Here is a 19,585-nt window from a genome sequence, read left to right as displayed (position 1 = left end):
TGGCCGGCGGTTTCCACCGCCGGCCATTGCCGTTTGAGTAGCCAGCCGGCTACGGACATCGGCTTTGCGGCTAGATCGCGCCGGTGGAGCCGGCGACCCCGCCCAGCAGCGGAGCCATGGCACGCCAGCGCGCGATCTCGCAGCCGTCGGTGCGGCTGAAAGTGCGGTGGACGGCCCGGCCCGCAAACCAGCCGGTCACCACGGCGACCTGGGGACCGCCGTACTGCTGCGTGCACATCTTCGGCGGACCCGGCTTCGGGAAGAAGATGGCCTCCCCGTGCTCCGTCACTGCCGCGAGGGCCGCCGCGGAATCCGGCAGCGTGCACCCCCCGGCCAGTGAGCCGCCGCTTGCCTCCAGCTTGAACACATATTCCGGGGCGCCCGGGGCCTCCGTCAGGCGGACGGTGAGATCGATGTCATGGTGGTGACTGTTTTGCGTGGCGGTCATTGCGGTCCTTCCGTGCGTTCGGGTGCGTGGCGTTGGCCGGGCGCCGTCGACTGGAGCAGGGGCGTGAGCTCGCGCAGCAGCCGTTGCCGCAGTTCCTGCGACTCGGCGGCAAAGGACCGCTGGTGCTCCACGTACGCGGCCTTGCCCTCGGGCGTTTCGATCAGGATGGGGGGATAACCCCACTCCTTCAAATCGTAGGGGGACGCCTGCATGTCCATCGCCCTGATCCGCCAGGAGAGTTCAAAGCAGTCCATCACCAGTTCGCTGGGCAGCAGCGGGGCCAGTTTGTAGGCCCACTTGTACAGGTCCATGTTGGCGTGCAGGCAGCCGGGCTGTTCCAGCACCCGCTGGTTCTCCCGGCTTGGCTGCAGGCTGTTCAGCGCCACCGCATCAGGGGTGTAGAAACGGAAAGCATCGAAATGCGAGCAGCGGATCCGGTTCTCCTCGACCACCTCGTCGGTCCGTCCGGAACCGAGCCGGAGCTGGAGGTACTCGTGCCGGAGCTCGAATTTGTCCTGCCGGTAGACCATGGCCCATTCATGCAGGCCGAAGCAGCCGAATTGCGCCGGCCGGGCCGCCGTCCCGGCCAGGATGATCCCGGCGAACTGCAGTGCGTCCAGCCGGTCCCGGAGGAACGCTTCGACGTCGACCATAACGGCCGCTGCGCCCGCCGGCACCCCGGCGGCGGCGAGTTCGCCGGCGTCGGGCGTGCGGTGATACTTCCAGCCGGCGCGCTCCGCCGCGGCGGCACCGGAGAGCACGACGCCGCCGCCCGGGTGCCAGCGCGCCAGCTGGCCTGGCTTCTGCGTGTAGTAAGTGAAGAGGAAGTCCTCGACCGGGTGCTTCTTGCCGGCTGACCGCCGGGCCAAGTACGGATCAGCGTAGCGCCGGACGCGCGACTGATGGGCGCTCTGGCGCGGCAGCCAGTCTTCCTGCGGGAGGTGCAGCAGCTTAGACAGCTCCGCCGGTGGAGCCAAGAACATCCTTGGCGGCGGTCCAGGCGGCGATTTCGCAGCCGTCACGCAGGTTGAAGGTCGCCTCGACCGCCTGGCCGTCCACGACGCCGGTGACCGCGGCCTCTTGAGGGCCGCCGTACTGCTGCGTGCAGGGCTGGTCCGTTGCCCGGGGCGCGGGGCTGAGGAGCGCCGCATTGCCCTTCAAGGCAGCGCAGGCGGCGATGGCGTCGGGGTGCTGGCTCTCGGCTGCCGGGACGCCGTCCAGGCAGACCAGCGTGAAGTTCGCCGGCGTTCCGGTCTCGGACGGTTTGACCATGATGGCCAATTCCGCGTTGCCCTGACCCGGGCCGGAAGGCACAGGGGAAGCAGACGGCGCGGGGGCCGGCGTCTTCGTTTCGGTGTCCGGCGGGAGGGCAACCGGCGCCGACGGGCTGGCCGTGCTCGTCGGTGCTGAAGCCGTGGGCGACGGCGTCCCCGGCGCGCAGGCCGCCAGTCCGGCCATCGCCACCAGAACGAGCGCTGCGTGACTCAGTTGCTTGCGCATCAGCTGTCCTCCTGTGTTTTGCCCAGTCTACCGCCGCGGCGTGTTGCCGGATGCGGTCTTTGTGGCTGCAATCAGGGCCATCATGGAGGCGTGCAGCTGGCCAACCTGCTCACGGGTCAGGCCCAGTGCATCCATCATGGTTCCGGGCACAGCTGTGGCCTGCTGCCGCAATGCGGCGCCCAACGGGGTGAGGCCCACGGCAAGGGTCCGTTCGTCGCCCGGCACCCGCTGGCGCGTGATGAATCCGGCCGTCTCCAAGCGGCGCAGCAGGGGGGAGATCGTCGCCGGCTCCTGGGCGAGGGCCTCGCTGATGTCGCGGACGGAGCGGGGGCTGGACTCCCAGAGGCACAGCATTACCAGGTACTGGGGGTGGGTCAGGCCCAGCTTCTCCAACACCGGTTTGTACGCGCCGACAACACTGCGGGAAGCCACTGTGAGGGCAAAGCAGAGTTGGTGTTCCAGCAGGAGATCGTCCTGGGTTCCTTCGGCCACTTCTGGCACGTGTGCCTCCCGTAGATAGTTAGTGTACTAATCATTAGCGTACACTGGTGAGATCGCCGGGTTCAAAGGAGTGGATAGTGATGGCCAAGGACAAGACCGAAAACGCCTCGCAGAGGTTCATGCGGGCAATGGGCAGGATCCGGATGATTCTCGGACCGGCCAACCGCACCGCCCTTGGACACGAAATGACAGAGCAGAACCGTCAGTTGCTGGTCCAGCGCGAAGCCGAGACCCAGCAGTGGGAGACCCTCCGCCGGCCCGACGGCAGCACCTATGTTGTGCCGCGCAACCCCGAGGACAAATCGCTGCGGTAACGCCGGTGCCGGGCTGCCATTCCGGCGGGTTCCCCGGGGAAGCTTCCGCGCAGTCGCCGGGCTTCGGCGCCCATGCCATTTCCCGACGCCGGGCGTAAAATGAGGTCACTGGCACCAGCACTCAGCCACGGCCGTTCCGCGTGGCCCGGACGCTGGAGAGGGGGTGGGAATTATGGCACTTGCACTGAGGAAGGTGGCACTCAGGCAGCACCTGCACCCGACGTTATGGGCACGCTTCCTTTTCGGCCCTGCCTCGCGGGGGGATTACACCGCGCCGGTCGTGCACAAACATGACGACTTCGAGCAGGCCTCAGAGGTGGACCTCTCCGGTTTCGAAGTGGAGACGGACGCCCAGGGGCATCACTACGCGGTCCGGAGGGAAGACCTCCCGAAAGAGGAAGTCTGAGCACGGCCCGGTGAGGGCATGACGAAGGGAGCGGCACAGGCCGCTCCCTTCGTCCGTTAACTCGTGGTGCTGTCCGAGACGGGGTGGCTCAGCGGCCGGTACCGCCGTACACCGTTGCCTCGTCCTCGCTGTCCAGGTCGAAGGCCTTGTGGATGGCGCGCACGGCGTCGTCGAGCAGGTCCGCGTGGGTGACCACGGAAATCCGGATCTCGGAGGTTGAGATCATGTTGATGTTGATCCCGGCCGCGGAGAGGGCGGCGAAGAACCGCGCCGAGACGCCCGGGTGGGAGCGCATCCCGGCGCCGATCAGCGAGAGCTTGCCGATCTTCTCGTTGTATTCGATGGTTTCGAAACCGATCCGGTCCTGCGCGGCGTGCAGGGCGGCCAGAGCGTCGGCGCCTTCGACGATCGGCAGCGTGAAGGAAATGTCGGTCTTGCCGGTGCCATGGGTGGACACGTTCTGGACGATCATGTCGATGTTCGAGTGCGCATCCGCGATGACCTGGAAGATCGCCGCAGCCTTGCCGGGGATATCCGGAACCCCGACCACCGTGACCTTGGCCTCGGAACGGTCATGTGCAACACCGGAGATAATTGGCTGCTCCAAGGCAACTCCCTCGTGGGTTGTGATCTTGTCGTTGGCGCCGGGGAGGACCCAGGTGCCTTCGTTCTGGCTGAATGAGGAACGGACGTGAAGCGGAACACCGAACCGGCGGGCGTACTCGACGCAGCGCAGGTGCAGGATCTTGGCGCCGGACGCGGCCAGTTCGAGCATTTCCTCGCTGGAGATCCGGTCGATTTTCCGGGCGGACGCGACGACGCGCGGGTCGGCGGTGTAGATCCCGTCAACATCGGTGAAGATTTCGCACACATCGGCGTCGAGGGCGGCGGCGAGGGCCACCGCCGTCGTGTCCGAGCCGCCGCGGCCCAGGGTGGTGATTTCGTTGGTGGTGCGGCTCATGCCCTGGAACCCCGCGACAATCGCGATGTGTCCCTTGTCCAAGGAGGTGCGGATGCGGTGCGGATCCACGTCGATGATCCGGGCTTTGCCGTGGATGCCGTCTGTGATCATGCCCGCCTGGGAGCCCGTGAAGGACTGGGCCGAGGCACCGAACTTGTTGATGGCCATGGCGAGCAGGGCCATCGAGATGCGTTCCCCGGCGGAAAGGAGCATGTCCATTTCACGGGCCGGGGCGGAATCGGTGACCTGGGCCGCGAGGTCGAGCAGTTCATCGGTGGTGTCGCCCATGGCGGAGACGACCACGACCACCTCGTCGCCGGCGTTCCGGGCATCCACGATGCGCCGGGCTACCCGCTTAATGCCCTCGGCGTCAGCGACGGAGGAGCCGCCGAATTTCTTCACCACAAGGTGCCTGGTGGCAGCGGCGGAGACGGGCAGCACCTGTGGCTGCGGTCCGGGATGGACTTCGGTAGTGGGCAAACTCATGCGCGCACCCTCACTGGATCATCGGGGTTCTGGGCCAAGCAACCAAACGGCGCGACGGCGTAACTTCTCCGCCCAGTTTATCGCTGGCTGCCGTCCGGCGTTGAATTGTGAACGAATCCCCGCCTGACGCTTGATTCCCATGCGGAATTTCGCGGCGTGGGTTCCGAATTTGGCATAGCGGTACCGATCGGGGGACAGGTGCGCGTCAGCAACTTAGGTGAGTGCGTTGCGGCGGCCCTCGAAGGCGCGGCCGAGGGTGACCTCGTCAGCGTATTCGAGGTCGCCGCCCACCGGCAGGCCGGATGCCAGCCGTGTGACGGCGATGCCAATCGACTTGAGCATCCGCGCGAGGTACGTTGCCGTGGCCTCGCCCTCAAGGTTGGGGTCTGTGGCGATGATGATTTCCTGGATGGCTCCGTCATTGAGCCGGGTGAGGAGCTCGCGAATCCGGAGCTGCTCGGGGCCGATGCCGGCAATGGGATTAATCGCACCGCCCAGCACGTGGTAGCGGCCCCTGAACGAGCGGGTGCGTTCGACGGCGAGAACGTCTTTGGACTCCTCGACGACGCAGATGACCGAGGGGTCCCGGCGAGGGTCGCGGCAGATGTTGCAGAGTTCCTGCTCCGTCACATTGCCGCACACCGTGCAGAACTTGACCCGTTCCTTGACCGTGGTGATTGCGTCCACGAGGCGTTTCATGTCCTGCGGGTCGGCCTCAAGGATATGGAAGGCCAGCCGCTGGGCGGATTTGGGTCCGACTCCGGGAAGGCGTCCGAGCTCGTCAATCAGCTCTTGAACTGCACCTTCGTACACAATGTCCTCGTTCGTTTGGGTGGTGACGGGCGGCGGCGCCGGCGGGGCGGCTAGGAGCGCGGCGGCAGCGGGCTGCCGTCCAGCGACCGCTCCTCGACCAGCTTTCCGCCGAGGATACGTTCGACGGCGGCGCGGCCGAACACGCCGGACTCCTCGATGGTCTCGTCGTCGGCGCTGGGGATGTCCTGCACGAAGGCAGTGGTGACGGCCGTTGCCCGGGCCGGGGCTTGGGCACGTCCAGCTTCAGCTTCCGGGCTGTTGGACAGCCGCTGGTAGAGGCTTTGCCGGCCCGTCGCCGTGGAAGCAGCCGGGGATACGGGGTCCGCGGCCGGCGAGGCTGCCGGGGGAGCGGGCGCTGCCATCGGCGCAGCGTTGGCGCCGACCGGACGGGATGCGGCGCCAACGGTCACCAGATCCGCGGAGTCTCCCCAACTGGTTGACGGGGAGGCGGCAGGCTCATACGCGGCCGAAGCCGACACTGCTGCGGCGTACTGCGGGATCTGGGCCGCCGCAGGTTCGTAGTGCACCGGTTCTGGCTCAGGCGCGGGGTCGGGGATCCCGGGCTCTTCCCGCGTGGGGCCCCCGACGTTGGAATCCGTGCCGAGGGCCCAGATCCCGGGGGCCTGCTCGATGGCACGGGCCCACGGGTCGTTGGCGGTTCCCGGCTCCGCGGGAGCTTCGGCCGGGGCCGTTGTGGCGGCGGCGATGGAACGCGCCGGAGCGGCAGCTTTCGTGCGGGCGGACGCGGCGGCCGGCTGGGGTGCCCGAACCGCCGTGGGGGCAGCGGGGTCCCAGTCCATGGGAGGTTCTTCGTCCAGCGGCGGAGCGTCCTCGTCGCGGGGCGGACCCCAGTCATCGTCGGCGTAGGATCCGGCGGACTCCGCCGAACTGTCCTGTTCGTTTGAGGCCGCGGCTGCCGGGTTGCCGGGCGCGCCGGCGGCAGCGGGTGCCGGAACCGGGGAAGGAGCCGGCGTCACTGGCGCCTCGACGGGAGCCGCCGGCGTAACGGGAACGGTCACCCGGGCCGGAGCGGTCTGCGCTGGTTCGGTCTGGGCTGGTTCGGTCTGGGCGGCGGCCGGCGCCAGGCCCCAGTCGGCGTCGACGGAGGTGGCTGGGACGTCCCGGCTAACGGGTACTTTTGGGTTTGGCTCAGAGCTCGCTGCGCTGTTGCTCCCGCTGGCCACCGCGTTGATCTGGCATTCGATGCCGATCGTCTTGTGGATCGCCTGCCGCAGGTTCTCGGAGTGATCCGCCCGGCCGAAAGCGCCCGCCAGCCCGGAGGTGGCGAAGGCGAGTGTCAGGACATGGTCTTCGAAGTGGCCCACCTGGGCATTCGGTTCGACGAGGGCCCACGTGCTCCGCTTGATTTTGCTCAGCGTCTGGAGGATCTCCGGCCAGGCGCGGCGGAGGACCTCGACGTCGGGCCCGGGTCCGGCGACGGGCGCCGCGACAGGCGCCGCGGCAGCAGGAGCGGATGCCGGCCGGGCCTGGACAGGAGCGGACGCGGCCTGGCCTGACGGAGCTTGGCCGGAGGGGACAGGGACGGACGGCGCAGCGCTTGCCGGCGGCGGCTGTGTCGGCACCGATACCCGGGGCTCCGGGGGCCTGCCGGCGGCAGCCCGGTTGACGGCGGCGGACTCATCGACCGGCCAGTCCCCGGTGCTGACGCGCGGCGCGGTGAGGGTTTCCCGGACCTCCCCGGGACCGCGCGCAGGTGCCGCGGCCGCCCCGGCGGCTGCGGGGGATGCCGGCGCAGCCGCAGCGACGGGAGCTGCGGCGGCAGGAATTCCAGTCGCCGGTGCGGGGGCATCCGGCGCGGGACCGGCCTGCGCGGGAACCGCAGCTGGCGGAGCGGGCGGTGCCGCGGCCGGAGCCCCGACGTCGTTCCCGGCGTAATTCAGGCGGCGCTCGACCCGGTCAATCCGGGCGGCAATGCCACGCTCGGTCTGCTCGGCGGAAGGGAGCAGGATGCGTGCGCACAGCAATTCGAGATGCAGGCGCGGCGAGGTCGCCCCGGTCATCTCGGTCAGCGCGGTGTTGGTCACGTCAGCCGCCCGGGAAAGCTCGGCCGCGCCCAGGTTGTGGGCCTGGTTCTGCAGGCGCGCGATCTGGTCCGCGGGCATGCCGCGCAGAATCGCCTGGGCACTCGCCGGCATGGCCTGGACGATGATGAGGTCCCGGAAGCGCTCCAGCAGGTCCTCGACGAAGCGACGGGGGTCGTGCCCGGTCTGGATAACACGGTCCACTGCGCGGAAAACAGTCGCGGCGTCAGACGCTGCCACGGCCTCCACGACGTCGTCGAGCAGTGAAGCGTGCGTGTAGCCCAGCAGGGCGACGGCGAGTTCGTAGTCCAGGCCCGCGGGTCCGGCACCGGCCATGAGCTGGTCCAGAACAGACAGAGAGTCGCGGACCGAGCCGCCGCCGGCGCGGATAACGAGCGAGAGCACGCCGGGCGCCACGGGAACGTTTTCCTGCGTGCAGAGCAGCTCAAGGTACGCCATCAGGGGTTCCGGCGGCACGAGCCGGAACGGGTAATGGTGCGTGCGGGAGCGGATGGTGCCGATGACCTTGTCCGGCTCCGTCGTGGCGAAGATGAACTTGATGTGTTCCGGCGGCTCTTCGACAATCTTGAGCAGCGCGTTGAAGCCGGCGGACGTGACCATGTGGGCCTCGTCGATGATGAAGATCTTGTAGCGGTCGCGGACCGGGGCGTAGGTGGCCCGCTCACGCAGATCGCGGGCATCGTCGACGCCGCCGTGGCTGGCGGCGTCGATCTCGATCACGTCGAGCGATCCGGAGCCGCCGCGGGCGAGTTCGATGCAGCTGGGGCACTTGCCGCAGGGGGTGTCCGTGGGGCCCTCGGCGCAGTTCAGGCAGCGGGCCAGTATGCGGGCAGAGGTGGTTTTTCCGCAGCCGCGGGGACCTGAGAAAAGGTAGGCGTGGTTGACGCGGTTCTTGCGCAGGGCCGTCATGAGCGGCTCGGTGACGTGCTCCTGCCCGATAACGTCCGCGAACGAATCAGGGCGGTATCTACGGTATAGAGCGGTAGTAACAGTCACAGCTAAACCCTACCAATCGGCACAGACATAAAAGACCCCTCATGCACCCGCCAGAGCCCATTTACCCTTGCTACCTTCCGGTCCTGGGGGAGTTCAACAGGATGACGCCACATGAGGGGCCGTCAGCAAGTTTACCCGACGTTTGGGTGTGCCCCGAATCGGGCGGCGGCGGCCCGGGAATTCCTGCCGGACATGCCCATTTTCGACGCCCCGGAGTGGGCAGATTGGGACAGTGTGCGGTGCCCGCGGTCAGGGCGGGGCATGTCCCGTGGCGACGGGTCTGAAGGGCCAATTGGGCGATGCCGGGAAGTTCAGGTAGTCTAGTATCTGCTTTTGATTCAGAAGCTACTGGAGAATTCGCCTAGCGGCCTATGGCGCACGCCTGGAACGCGTGTTGGGTTAACGCCCTCGGGGGTTCAAATCCCCCATTCTCCGCGTTTGGCCCCGGTCCACTGGACCGGGGCCTTTTTGCGTCCCGGGAACCCTGGGCGGTGGAAAAATCCGGGGGTGCCCATCGGCTCTTGGGCCCGGTGGCCCAGCCTGCGCAGCCGGTCCCGCGCGGCCTGTTCGCTTGGGCCCACGCGCCCCAGGGCAAGGTGGACGACGCCGAGGGTCACCTTCGTGGCCAGTCGCACCGGCAGCGGGAAAGGACCAATGCGGGGGATCCGGAGGCCCAGCAGCTCACGGTATTTGGGCTCGAGCGTCGCAACCGCCGCCGCGAACAGCACGCGGTACCCCGGCCTGAGGGCGGGATGAAGTGGCGGATTGCGGATGAATGCCACCGTTTCGGCGACCCTTTGGTCGGATCGAAGCTCCCCGGCGTCGTACCAATGATCCATCTGCCGGCGCATTTCCTCCTCGCTGAGCGGCGGGGATTCCACCCCCATCAGTTCGCCGGCCTGCGCCCATTCGCGCACGTAGGCATCAGGACCGCCCGGGATGGGCCTGCCCCAGATCTTGTGTGCGGAAAGGAAAGCGTCAGTGAAGGCGATGTGCACCCAGCGGAGCAGCTCCGGATCGTTCGCCGCATAGTGCCGCGCAACACCGTGCCCGTCTATATAGTCCCCGCGCACGGATTCATGCAGCCTGAGCACCCAGTCGGAGCCAGCGCGGGCCGCGGCGGTTGAACCGTAGGAAACCGTGAAAATCCAGCGGATAGTTCCGGCAAGCCGGCCCAGAGGATCCTCGCGAAAGCGGGAGTGATCGTGCACGCCGGCCAGCGCGCCGGGATGGAGCGCCTGCATGAGCAGGGCCCGAATGCCCGCCACGATGGTCGGCATATCCCCATGGACGGCCCAGACGGCCGATCCCGGCAGGTGGTAGCCACAATCGGTGCCGTCCGCCAGGCGCGGGACCCAGTCCGGCACGGCCTCGCGGGTCCCGGTGAACGTCTGCTTGATTTCCGCCTGCCATTCCCTGAGGAGGTTGCGCATACTCCATTCTCGCCCACGACTGCCGCGCCTAGTACTTGGGCCGGTACTTAGTGCTACTGGGCCTCCACTGAGTCGGAAAGGAGTAGTTTTTACCGTTCCCACGGCAACCCGAGTGTGGTCACATAAGAACGTGAGTCCGCAATTCTGGGGACTGGCGGACAGAATGCGGGAGTCACATCGTGGGAAAACACTGGGGAAACTCATCGAGTGAGCAGGCAATCAGAGCACGGATCATTGCCGTGCGCTGTTTATCGGGCGGCTTTTGCCTCTCTCTGGCGGTCCTGACCTTTGGGGTCCAAGGCCTGTCGGGCGGCGCCGCTGTGGGGCGTTCCCCGTCGCTGGCGTCCGGCGTTGTGGGGCCGGGCATTTTGACTCCGGGCACCGCGGACACCTCCGCCGATTCAAGCCCGGAGGCGGTGGCCACGGCGGCTTTCACTGCGGACGCCTTGGCGCTGGTCGCCTACAACCGGTCAACAGTCGAGACGACCTCAAAGGACGGCGTCCCCGGGGAGCTCAATGTGGCATCTGCCGGAATGCAGCGGCCCGCGGAAGGCTTCCTCATGGCCCCACTGGAATCCCTTCGGGAGTCCTCTTCCTTTGGTTTGCGGACCAGCCCCATCACGGGGTCATCAGGCGAATTCCACTGGGGCCAGGACTATGCCGCGGCATGCGGTACCCGTGTCTACTCCGCCGATGCCGGGGTTGTGCGGGCAGTCGGCTGGCATCCGTGGGGTGGCGGAAACCGCGTGGAGATCGACCACGGCAACGGGCTCATCACTACCTACAACCACCTTGAGGCAATCGCCGTCAAGAAGGGTGACTCGGTGCGGGTCGGCGAGGTCATTGCCCGGGTGGGCACGACCGGATCCTCCACCGGCTGCCACCTGCATTTCGAGACCATCCTGAACGGCTCCCACAAGAATCCGCACGACTGGATCCTTCTTCCGATCACGCAGAAGGACCAGCTGGGCACCATCGACATGACCAGCTACGCGCCCGACGCCGGCAATCCCTCCAACACCGCCGTCGGCTGGGCTATCCCGGTGTCCGATGACAGGACGCACGAAGTGGCTGGCGGTGACCAGGAAGCGCCGGTCGCAGCGCCGCCGGGAACACCGGACTCCACAACTGTCGTGGCCACACCGTCGCCGGATGCACCCACGCCCGAGCCCAGCCAGCCGACGACCGGTTCTCCGGGCGGGACCTCCACACCGGGCGGGACCTCCACACCGGGCGGGACCACGACGCCGGGCGGCACTTCCGACCCCACCGACACTCCGCCCCCCGCGGAGCCCGGCACCTCGGTGCCCCCACCACCAGAAGCGCCGACGCCGACGCCGACGCCAACACCAACGCCAACGCCAACGCCGACACCAACGCCGACACCTACGCTGTCGCCGGAGCCCAGCCCGCCGCTGTTGCCGCCGGCCCCGCCGGTCGTGGAGCCGGCGCCGGCCCCTCCGCCTTCGCTGGAACCCACCGGAGTGCCGGCTATATCGCCGCCCGTCGTGGTGCCTGCGCCACCCGCGCCGCCACCGCCCCCGCCGGTGGTGGAACCAGTCCTGCCTCCGCCTCCGCCCCCGGCAGCGCCGGCACCTGTGCCGCCCCCGGCAGCGCCGGCACCCGCCCCGCCGCCGGCTCCTGCACCGGTGCCCACTGTGGAACCGGAGCCGGCTGCGCCCACCGGGTCCACTGCGCCGTCAGCGACCGCGGACCCGTCGCTGACGCCCGGCCCGTAGCGGGCACAAACCCATACCCGCGCTCGTTGGTATCGAATGACTATCGTGACCAGTTCCGGGACACCTTTCCGGACACGATCTTCAGGACCAACTTCGCGAGGAACCATCCATGACCGCTCTCCACAGCATTCCGCTCACCCTCATCGACGGCACAGACACCGACTTTGGCTGTTTTAAGGGCCAGGTGGTGCTGGTGGTGAACGTCGCGTCGCAGTGCGGCTTCACGCCGCAGTACGCAGGACTCGAAGCGCTGCATAACAAGTTCCGGGACCGGGGCTTCCAGGTGCTCGGCGTCCCCTGCAACCAGTTTGCGGGCCAGGAACCCGCGGCCGACGCCGAGATCGCCGCATTCTGCGAACGCAACTTCGGCGTGACCTTCCCGCTTGCCGCCAAAACCGACGTCCGAGGGAAGAACCAGCACCCGCTCTATGCCGAGCTCACCAAATTCAGGAACGGCTTCCTGCCGGGACTGGTGAAGTGGAACTTCGAGAAGTTCCTGGTCAACCGCGACGGCGAAGTGGTGGCCCGATTCGCCCCGACAGTGGAACCCGATTCCCCGGAGGTTATCGAGGCCGTCGAGGCCGCCCTTAGCTGAGAGTCGGCTTTCAGACCACAAGGGGACAACGGCCCCTATCCCTAAGCATGCTTACCGTCCTAGACTGGCCGGACCTTCCAAGTAAACCGGGCAACCCCGCGTTACAGACACGCCTGCGCCACAGGCCCGGGGGACGGTGCTTCAGCACGCTTCGTGAATCACAACTGGACACTCATATTGGGTTCCGTGAAACCAGGAGGAAAGTGATGACAGGGAACAAAGCCGTTGCCTACAAGGGTCCGGGCAAGGTCGAATTGATCGACATTGACTACCCCAGCTTCGAACTCAAAGACGGCCCGGGGGTCAATCCCGCCAATGTGGGCCGTTCGGTGCGCCATGGCGTCATTCTCAAAACCGTTGCCACCAACATTTGCGGATCCGACCAGCACATGGTCCGGGGCCGGACCACGGCCCCCTCGGACCTGGTCCTCGGCCACGAAATCACCGGCGAAGTCGTGGAAGTGGGACCCGACGTTGAATTCATCAAGGTGGGGGACATCTGCTCGGTCCCCTTCAACATCGCCTGCGGCCGCTGCCGCAACTGCAAGGAGCGCAAGACCGGCATCTGCCTGAACGTCAACCCTGACCGTCCGGGCAGCGCTTACGGGTACGTGGACATGGGGGGCTGGGTCGGTGGACAGGCCAACTACGTCCTGGTTCCGTACGCGGACTGGAACCTGTTGAAGTTCCCGGACAAGGACCAGGCCCTCGAGAAGATGATGGACCTGACGATGCTGTCGGACATCTTCCCCACCGGATTCCACGGCGCCGTCACCTCCGGTGTCGGAGTCGGCTCCACGGTCTACATCGCGGGCGCCGGTCCGGTCGGACTCGCTGCGGCCACCAGCGCTCAGTTGCTGGGTGCCGCCGTCGTGATTGTGGGCGACCTGAACGCCGACCGACTCGCGCAGGCGCGCAGCTTCGGCTGTGAAACCGTCGATCTGACCCAGGGCGGGCCCGCCGAGCAGATCGAACAGCTGTTGGGCGTTCCGGATGTCGACTGCGGCGTCGATGCCGTCGGCTTCGAGGCCCGGGGGCACGGCCACGATGCCAAGGAAGCTCCGGCGACGGTGCTCAACTCACTGATGGAAGTCACTGCTGCCGGCGGCGCGCTGGGTATCCCGGGACTCTACGTCACGGGGGATCCAGGCGGGGTGGACGAGGCCGCCAAGAAGGGTGCGCTCTCGATCAGTCTCGGCACGGGCTGGGCCAAGTCGCTGAGCTTCACCACCGGGCAATGTCCGGTCATGAAGTACAACCGCCAGTTGATGATGGCGATCCTGCATGACAAGGTCCATATCGCGAAGAACGTCAATGCGAAGGCGATCTCGCTGGAGGACGCGCCCAAGGGTTACGCAGAGTTTGACGCCGGAGCGGCCACGAAGTACGTGCTGAACCCCAACGGCTACCTGAGCTAGCCGCGCGGTACCTGAGTAAGCACGGCCCGGTGGACACATACCGGAACAGGTATGTGTCCACCGGCATACTCGTTGTTGCCTCTTTTCGAACATGCCTACTGGTGTTTGCACATTGTTGGCCGAATGTCTGGTTGGATAGATATTACTGAGAGGGACGCCGGGGGCAACCGCCCCCGCCCAACCAGGAAGGTAGCAATGGAGCTCATGGAGGCCGAGCACCCCCGGCCACGTCATTTTCTACTCCATCTGAGTGACCCCCACCTGTTGGGCGGTTCGGCACCATTGCATGGTGTGGTCGACTGCGACGCCCTGCTCCAGCAACTCTTTGACGAAGTGCGCGCTTCCGGAGCGCGGCCCGAAGCCGTGATTTTCACTGGCGACCTCGCTGACCAGGGCGAGCCCGAGGCGTACGCAAAACTCCGGGCCATCGTAGACCCCGCCTGCAAGGCCATGGGTGCGAAAGTCATCTGGGCGATGGGAAACCACGACAACCGGGCCCACTTCCGCACCGGCCTTCTTGACCTGCCGGCCGACGACGACCCCGTCGATCACAGCTACTACATCAACGGGCTCCGGATCATCACTCTCGACACTTCCGTCCCCGGTTACCACCATGGCGAGGTGAGCCCGGAGCAGTTGGAGTGGCTCGAGGCCGAACTCTCCACCCCCGCCCCGGACGGAACAATCCTGGCCCTGCACCATCCGCCGGTTCCTTCGGTCCTGGACCTTGCCGTCCTGGTCGAGCTGCGCGATCAGGCGGCCCTGGCCGGGGTCCTGCGGAACTCCGATGTCCGGACCATTTTGGGCGGTCACCTGCACTATTCGACGACGGCGACCTTCGCCGGGATCCCTGTCTCCGTGGCCTCGGCCACCTGCTACACGCAGGATCTCAACGTTCCCGTTGGCGGGACCCGCGGGCGTGACGGCGGCCAGGCGTTCAACCTCGTCCACGTCTACGAACACACGATCGTGCACTCGGTTGTCCTGCTCGGAGACACGCCGGCCGTCGGCGAGCTCGTCTCGGCCGAGGAGACCCAGCGCCGGATCTCGGCGGCGGGGATCCGCATCCCGAGCAGGGCGCGGCCCGAGGACCCGGCCAATGTTCCCGACCGCCGTCGGCTGTCCGCCAGCAACTAGGACCATTGCCCGGGCCGGCACAGCCGTGACATGGCCGGTGGCCAGAAACCGGTCGCGCCGGCGCGGACACCGAAGGGGGAGCGGGGGACCCTACTTCTCCCAGGGGGCCTTGATGGGGTAGTACTTCTCCAGGAAGTCGGTCACGAGCGCGGCGCGTTCCTCCGCCGCGACCTCGGGGAAGCTGCCGTCATTGAGGCAGAAGAAGTCCATGTTCCGCTTGGCGAGCAGCTTGGGCAGGTAGTTGAGGCCTGCCCTGGCCGTGGTGTCCACGTAGCGTACCTTCGCCGCCGTCTGGGTGACAGCCCGGCCGGTCAGCAGCGCGTAGTAGTGGTAGAACGAGTTCGTCACCGAAATGTTGTCGGCCGCGCGGAAGGTGCTCGCCGCCGTCTTGGCGAATTCCGCTGGGAACTCCTGCTCCATCGTGGCCACAACGCTACGCCTCAGCGGCGCAGCCGTGTGTTCCAGGTGCCGGGTGGTGATCCGGCCAAAGCGGTCCCAGAGCAGCTTCCGGTTCACCCGGGCGGCGTTCTCGAAGCCGCTGCGTTCCGCGTCGTTGTCCCCGAGCCCGATCCGGGTTTCCGCTTCGATGAACTTCGTTATCCCGCCGGGCGTAAAGAACATGTCCGGCCCGACGGCGCGACCGAAGAACATATCGTCGTTCGAGTACAGGAAGTGCTCGGACAGGCCTTCGATGTGGTGAAGCTGGCACTCCACCGCTTGCGAGTTGTGCGTGGGCAGCACGGAGGCGTCCGCGAAGAACTCCTCGCTGCGCACAATCGTCACGGTGGGATGCTCAGCCAGCCAGGCGGGAGCGGGAGAGTCCGTGGCGATAAAGATCCGCCGGATCCAGGGGGCGAACATATAGACCGATCGCAGCGCGTACTTGAGTTCGTCGATCTGGCGGAAACGGGCTTCATGGTCGTCGCCTTCACCGACCACAACGCCGGCCATCCGTGCTTGACGCGCCGCGATGTACTCCGGGGAGCTGCCGTCCACCCAAGAGAACACGAGGTCGATATCGAAGCTGATATCACTGGCGTGATCCGCGAACATGTTCTCGATCGTGGGCCAGGTGTGGCCGTAACGCTCCACCGTGCCGCGGACGGCGTCCTGGGCCAGCAGCGTCCGGCGCGTCAGGGAGTTTTCGATCGGCAGGATCAGCTGGTCGCCTTCGAAACTCCACAATTCCAGCTGCACCCCGGCCGAGGCGCCGAACTCAAAGCCGCCTTCCGGCTCCACCCTGGGGCGGTACAGCCTGAAGATCCGGGACTGCCGGTTGGGGGAGAGCTCGCCGTCGGCCACCAGCACCGAGGACTTCTTCTTGGCGTCCACGCTCATCGAGTAGAAGGGCTCATCGCGGCAGGCCGCCACGAGGGCGTCGCGGAGTCCTTTCCGGTCCTTCCAATCCACGGCGATGACCGGCCGGTGGTTGTTGCCGCGGACCAGCAGGTAGTCGAGGCCCGCACCATCGAGCACCGATCGGAGGAACATCAAATCCTCGACCATGGCCTGGTAGGGCGTACGGTTCTCATTGATGAGCCCGTACCGGCTGCGCCGGCGCACAACGTCCTGGCGGGACCGGAACCGCGCCACGGCAGCTGCGGAAGTGACCTCGTCATGGGCGTCTACGGACGCCTGGCTGCCGTAGTAGATCTCGTCCTGGACCAATGCTTCTGTAATGTCGATTCTCCGTGATTCTTTGCGTGAATGTGTCCCTACTTGCATGATAACGCCCGCCCCAAAATCGCCCCGAAATTCCGCGGCCGAAACGCCGCCGGTGTGGGCCGCGAGAGCCCGCCGTCGTGGTCCCAGAATTCCGGATCCGGACCTCGGACCAGCTGACCTCAGCCCCCCGGTTCAACCGATGAGGGCCGAGCGCCACCGGTGCAGGAAGGCCGCCCCGGCGTCGTCGTGGATGACCTCGGCACCCAGCCCCAGATCCGCGGCGGTGAGCACCTCGTACGGTTTCACCGGAACCCCGTCCGCGGGCCGGACATCGACGTGTTTCACCGGGTGGTCGTTGTGGTGCAGCCAGTCGGCCATGGCGTAGTCCGTGCGGGAGTCGCCCACCGTGCGCCAGGCCAGCGGCGTGATTCCCTGGGCCGCCAGCAGCTCCACGGCCCGGCTCGCGCCGAGATCCTTACCCAGCCGGACCGACTCGATATCAGTCGAGATGATGGTCGGATCCACCCGGTAGTCTATCTGGTCATCGGAGTCCGGAGCGTGGTGCTCCAGGCGGACAACTCCGAGGCCGTGACGGGCCATCAGCCCGATGGCATCGGTGTCGAACAGCTCCTGCTCGTCCCGGTAATCGGAGTTCGCGACATCGATGTGTTGCTCCACGGAGACCATCGCCAGTTTGGTTTCATCGAAGAACATGTGCCTGGCATAGTCCTCGGCCACAAGCCGCCGGACGTCGTCGCCGAAAGCCCGCGGGATGGCAAGTTCGTGATCGACGTGGACTGCGCCGGCACCGGTGGACGTGTAGCTGAACCAGACGGCGCCCTTCTCGCAGATGGCGTGGATGAGCGTGCCGGCCGGCATCCCGGCAGCGATCATCGGATCCATGACCTGTTCGCGGATGAACGCCGCCGAACGGCCGGTGTTGAAGATGACCGGGATCCCCGCCGCCGCCAGGGCCAGCATGTCAGCGATGATCGCCGGCTGCACGGTCCGGGTGACGGGACTCGCCACGGGACCGTCGACGTCGAGCAGCAGTGCCAGCGGAGGAGTCGACGGCGAGGGGGAGGCTGGGGTCTCGGGAGTTGTCATGCCCCTATTCTCCCAGCCGGCACGCAACTTTGCATGGGAAGTGGATCGCGTCTGGTGCACGGTGTCGGTCGTGACAGGCGGTGCGGATGGTGACAAATGGTTACCGTTTGGCTACAACCTCCCGGCTTCGGGCGTCGTGCATTCCTTTGGCCTTTCAAGTTCCATAGGCTTACATGGTGATATTCAAAGCCGTGGGCGAGGGACGCCCGTACCCCGACCATGGTTACAGCACGCCCAGGGATTGGGCGACGCTGCCGCCGCGCCCGGTCCGGCTGGACGAGCTGGTGACCACCAAACGCACGCTGGACCTTGAAGCATTGCTGGCGGAGGACTCGACCTTCTTCGGCGACCTGTTTCCGCACGTCGTGGAGTACCGCGGCGTCCTGTACCTGGAGGACGGGCTGCACCGCGCCGTCCGTACCGCGCTGCATCAGCGCACCGCGATCCACGCACGCGTCCTTGTGATCAATGGCTAGGAAGCCGAAGGACATTACCGTCCTGCACGGGCACCACGTCATTTCCGGCTCTGACTTGCGGGCCACTTTCGTTGATGATGACGAAGAGCACCACAATCCCGTCAGGAAGCGGCGCCGGATCCTGCACGGCATCGTCCTGGTGCTGCTGGTAGGCATGATTGCCGCGGCCATTGTGGTGGCAGTGGCCATTATGAACGGCCAGATCAAGATTCCGACGGCCGAGCGCAGCCAGGCTGTCGTGTCCGTCTGCCCGGAGGCGCTGCATGACTACGCGCCGCCGGAGACGATCAACCTCAACGTCTTCAATTCAACGTCCCGTCCGGGCCTGGCCCGATCCGTGGCCGACGAGTTCACGGCCCGCAAGTTCATTGTCGGGGCTGTGGCCAACACGACGTCGAGCTACCGCGGGGTTGCGTTGGTTGTCTCCGGGGCGGCGGGCCAGTCCGCGGCATTCAGTGTGCAGCGCAACGTGCCGGGCTCGGACTATTTTCAGGATGGCCGGACGGACGCGAGCGTGGATGTCATCCTGACCGGGGAGTTCAAGGAACTGGCAAAGGCGGAACTGGTCGACCAGACGCCGGGCCAACTTAGCTGTCCGCGCGAGGACCGGCGGATTGTGGACGAATCGGCGTGGCCGGTGACGCCGACGGTTCTGCCCACGCCCGGCAGTTAACCACATCCGCCGGCACCGCCACAGGCCCTAAATCAGGTGATCAGGAGTCCAGGCGGAGCGAGCGGCCGTCGTCGTCGAACCGCGCCCCCGCACCGAGCTGGACGAAACGGACGGTGCGGGCCAGCCGCGCCTCTGCCTCGGAGTCCTGGCCGGCGCCGTCACCGCGGGCGGCACTGGAGGACAGCGTTCCGTGGATCAGCTGCGCAAGCTGGGTGATGTCCGCCTCCGGCAAATAGCCCTGGGCGATGCCGTCCCGCAGGATGCCCTGCAGCAGAACGCTGAGCTCGCCCACGTGGTCCGCCAGCTTCGCGAACGACGCCGGGGAGAGCACAGCGCCCATCGCAGGACCGGGCGGCAGGTGCCGCCGGCTGAGGTCCTCGACCTGGGCCCGTACATACAGCGCCAGCCGGTCCACCGGGTTCTCCAGCGAGTCCAGGGATCCCCTCAGATCGAGCAGGAAACGCTCGGTCTCTTCGAGGGCATAGGCGATCAGAAGCTCTTCGATGTCCGCATAGTAGTTGTAGACAGCGGTCCGGCCGATCCGGGCGTGGCGTGCGACGTCGGTCATGGTCAAGCCGGGCAGCCCGTGCGTGAACAGGAGCTCGCCGAAAGCAGTCAGGATGCGCTGCTGGGTCTCGGCTCGTTGGGCGGCGTTGCTCGCGGCCGAAATCCTAGGCATACAGACACTTTAGCGTGATCTGTCAGCAAATCCGGTTGATCACGCGGCAGGTGGCGGAATTACAAAAAAGGTGACAGTTCCGGCGCTAGCCAATATGTCCTTGTCGGACGCCCGTTCCGGGCTGAAAATGGTGCCGTGGTCGCCTGTCAACGCCGTGTCTCTATGGTTCTTTCAG

At 66.7% G+C, this 19,585-nt stretch carries 19 protein-coding genes, 1 tRNA gene and 1 other RNA gene; 9 read left to right on the top strand and 12 right to left on the bottom strand.

Annotated features, from left to right (window positions below; genetic code table 11):
- Positions 1-70: 70 nt before the first annotated feature.
- The 4 genes from J2X01_RS19225 to J2X01_RS19210 are packed head-to-tail and all read right to left on the bottom strand — an operon-like array spanning position 71 to position 2,449.
- A complete protein-coding gene (locus J2X01_RS19225) occupies positions 71-448 on the bottom strand; it encodes a serine protease inhibitor (protein ID WP_310061234.1) in 378 nt (125 codons plus the stop codon).
- Entirely contained in the window at positions 445-1,431 is a 987-nt protein-coding gene (locus J2X01_RS19220; RefSeq protein ID WP_374724998.1) for a 3-methyladenine DNA glycosylase, read from the bottom strand. The genes J2X01_RS19225 and J2X01_RS19220 overlap by 4 nt, the downstream gene beginning before the upstream one ends.
- The gene (locus J2X01_RS19215) at positions 1,400-1,948 is read right to left on the bottom strand and encodes an SSI family serine proteinase inhibitor (protein WP_310061231.1); all 549 of its coding nucleotides are present in this window, start codon (positions 1,946-1,948) and stop codon (positions 1,400-1,402) included. Before J2X01_RS19215 ends, J2X01_RS19220 begins: the two co-directional genes overlap by 32 nt.
- 27 nt (positions 1,949-1,975) lie before the next feature.
- The gene (locus J2X01_RS19210) at positions 1,976-2,449 is read right to left on the bottom strand and encodes a MarR family winged helix-turn-helix transcriptional regulator (RefSeq protein ID WP_310061229.1); all 474 of its coding nucleotides are present in this window, start codon (positions 2,447-2,449) and stop codon (positions 1,976-1,978) included.
- A gap of 80 nt (positions 2,450-2,529) precedes the next feature.
- Between J2X01_RS19210 and J2X01_RS19205 the strand changes: the two genes are divergently transcribed.
- The gene (locus J2X01_RS19205; protein ID WP_310061227.1) at positions 2,530-2,763 is read left to right on the top strand and encodes a hypothetical protein; all 234 of its coding nucleotides are present in this window, start codon (positions 2,530-2,532) and stop codon (positions 2,761-2,763) included.
- Between the two features lie 172 nt (positions 2,764-2,935).
- Entirely contained in the window at positions 2,936-3,169 is a 234-nt protein-coding gene (locus J2X01_RS19200) for a hypothetical protein (protein ID WP_310061225.1), read from the top strand.
- Positions 3,170-3,257: 88 nt separating this feature from the next.
- On the opposite strand, the gene J2X01_RS19195 is transcribed toward J2X01_RS19200, so the two are convergent.
- From J2X01_RS19195 to ffs, 4 genes are all read right to left on the bottom strand, one after another.
- Complete coding sequence (locus J2X01_RS19195; RefSeq protein WP_310061224.1) at positions 3,258-4,616, bottom strand: aspartate kinase; 1,359 nt, start codon at positions 4,614-4,616, stop codon at positions 3,258-3,260.
- A 213-nt stretch (positions 4,617-4,829) separates the two neighbouring features.
- Entirely contained in the window at positions 4,830-5,429 is a 600-nt protein-coding gene (gene recR, locus J2X01_RS19190) for a recombination mediator RecR (RefSeq protein ID WP_310061222.1), read from the bottom strand.
- Between the two features lie 50 nt (positions 5,430-5,479).
- Positions 5,480-8,488 (bottom strand): DNA polymerase III subunit gamma and tau, encoded by a 3,009-nt coding sequence (locus J2X01_RS19185; protein WP_310061219.1) that lies wholly within the window; start codon positions 8,486-8,488, stop codon positions 5,480-5,482.
- Positions 8,489-8,515: 27 nt separating this feature from the next.
- Positions 8,516-8,612, bottom strand: an RNA gene (gene ffs / locus J2X01_RS19180) — signal recognition particle sRNA small type.
- A 226-nt stretch (positions 8,613-8,838) separates the two neighbouring features.
- On the opposite strand from ffs, the gene J2X01_RS19175 reads away from it, so the two are divergent.
- Positions 8,839-8,923: transfer RNA gene (locus J2X01_RS19175), tRNA-Ser, on the top strand.
- On the opposite strand, the gene J2X01_RS19170 is transcribed toward J2X01_RS19175, so the two are convergent.
- Positions 8,905-9,921: an oxygenase MpaB family protein gene (locus J2X01_RS19170; RefSeq protein ID WP_310061217.1), complete on the bottom strand. Its 1,017-nt coding sequence runs from the start codon at positions 9,919-9,921 to the stop codon at positions 8,905-8,907. The genes J2X01_RS19175 and J2X01_RS19170 overlap by 19 nt on opposite strands.
- A gap of 320 nt (positions 9,922-10,241) precedes the next feature.
- Here J2X01_RS19170 and J2X01_RS19165 point away from each other — a divergent pair, with 320 nt between their 5' ends.
- From J2X01_RS19165 to J2X01_RS19150, 4 genes are all read left to right on the top strand, one after another.
- Positions 10,242-11,660 (top strand): M23 family metallopeptidase, encoded by a 1,419-nt coding sequence (locus J2X01_RS19165; RefSeq protein WP_310061215.1) that lies wholly within the window; start codon positions 10,242-10,244, stop codon positions 11,658-11,660.
- A 109-nt stretch (positions 11,661-11,769) separates the two neighbouring features.
- Positions 11,770-12,255 (top strand): glutathione peroxidase, encoded by a 486-nt coding sequence (locus tag J2X01_RS19160; RefSeq protein ID WP_310061213.1) that lies wholly within the window; start codon positions 11,770-11,772, stop codon positions 12,253-12,255.
- Positions 12,256-12,461: 206 nt separating this feature from the next.
- A complete protein-coding gene (gene fdhA, locus J2X01_RS19155; protein WP_310061211.1) occupies positions 12,462-13,673 on the top strand; it encodes a formaldehyde dehydrogenase, glutathione-independent in 1,212 nt (403 codons plus the stop codon).
- Positions 13,674-13,868: 195 nt separating this feature from the next.
- Complete coding sequence (locus J2X01_RS19150; protein WP_310061206.1) at positions 13,869-14,810, top strand: phosphodiesterase; 942 nt, start codon at positions 13,869-13,871, stop codon at positions 14,808-14,810.
- Positions 14,811-14,900: 90 nt separating this feature from the next.
- Here J2X01_RS19150 and J2X01_RS19145 read toward each other — a convergent pair whose 3' ends face one another.
- Positions 14,901-16,535: a stealth family protein gene (locus tag J2X01_RS19145; protein WP_310061203.1), complete on the bottom strand. Its 1,635-nt coding sequence runs from the start codon at positions 16,533-16,535 to the stop codon at positions 14,901-14,903.
- Positions 16,536-16,667: 132 nt separating this feature from the next.
- Entirely contained in the window at positions 16,668-17,582 is a 915-nt protein-coding gene (locus J2X01_RS19140; protein ID WP_310061199.1) for a Cof-type HAD-IIB family hydrolase, read from the bottom strand.
- 176 nt (positions 17,583-17,758) lie between these two features.
- On the opposite strand from J2X01_RS19140, the gene J2X01_RS19135 reads away from it, so the two are divergent.
- Together J2X01_RS19135 and J2X01_RS19130 are read left to right on the top strand one after the other, a co-directional pair.
- Positions 17,759-18,058, top strand: coding sequence for a type II toxin-antitoxin system VapB family antitoxin (locus tag J2X01_RS19135; RefSeq protein WP_310061301.1), 300 nt, complete (start codon positions 17,759-17,761; stop codon positions 18,056-18,058).
- Positions 18,051-18,731 (top strand): LytR C-terminal domain-containing protein, encoded by a 681-nt coding sequence (locus J2X01_RS19130; protein WP_310061195.1) that lies wholly within the window; start codon positions 18,051-18,053, stop codon positions 18,729-18,731. The genes J2X01_RS19135 and J2X01_RS19130 overlap by 8 nt, the downstream gene beginning before the upstream one ends.
- Before the next feature lie 40 nt (positions 18,732-18,771).
- On the opposite strand, the gene J2X01_RS19125 is transcribed toward J2X01_RS19130, so the two are convergent.
- Positions 18,772-19,410, bottom strand: coding sequence for a TetR/AcrR family transcriptional regulator (locus J2X01_RS19125; RefSeq protein ID WP_310061192.1), 639 nt, complete (start codon positions 19,408-19,410; stop codon positions 18,772-18,774).
- Between the last annotated feature and the right edge of the window lie 175 nt (positions 19,411-19,585).

The organism is Arthrobacter ginsengisoli (assembly GCF_031456935.1).
Taxonomy (GTDB): domain Bacteria; phylum Actinomycetota; class Actinomycetes; order Actinomycetales; family Micrococcaceae; genus Arthrobacter; species Arthrobacter ginsengisoli.
The sequence above is the reverse complement of the archived record's forward strand: the minus strand, read 5'-3'. Positions and strand labels throughout refer to the sequence as shown.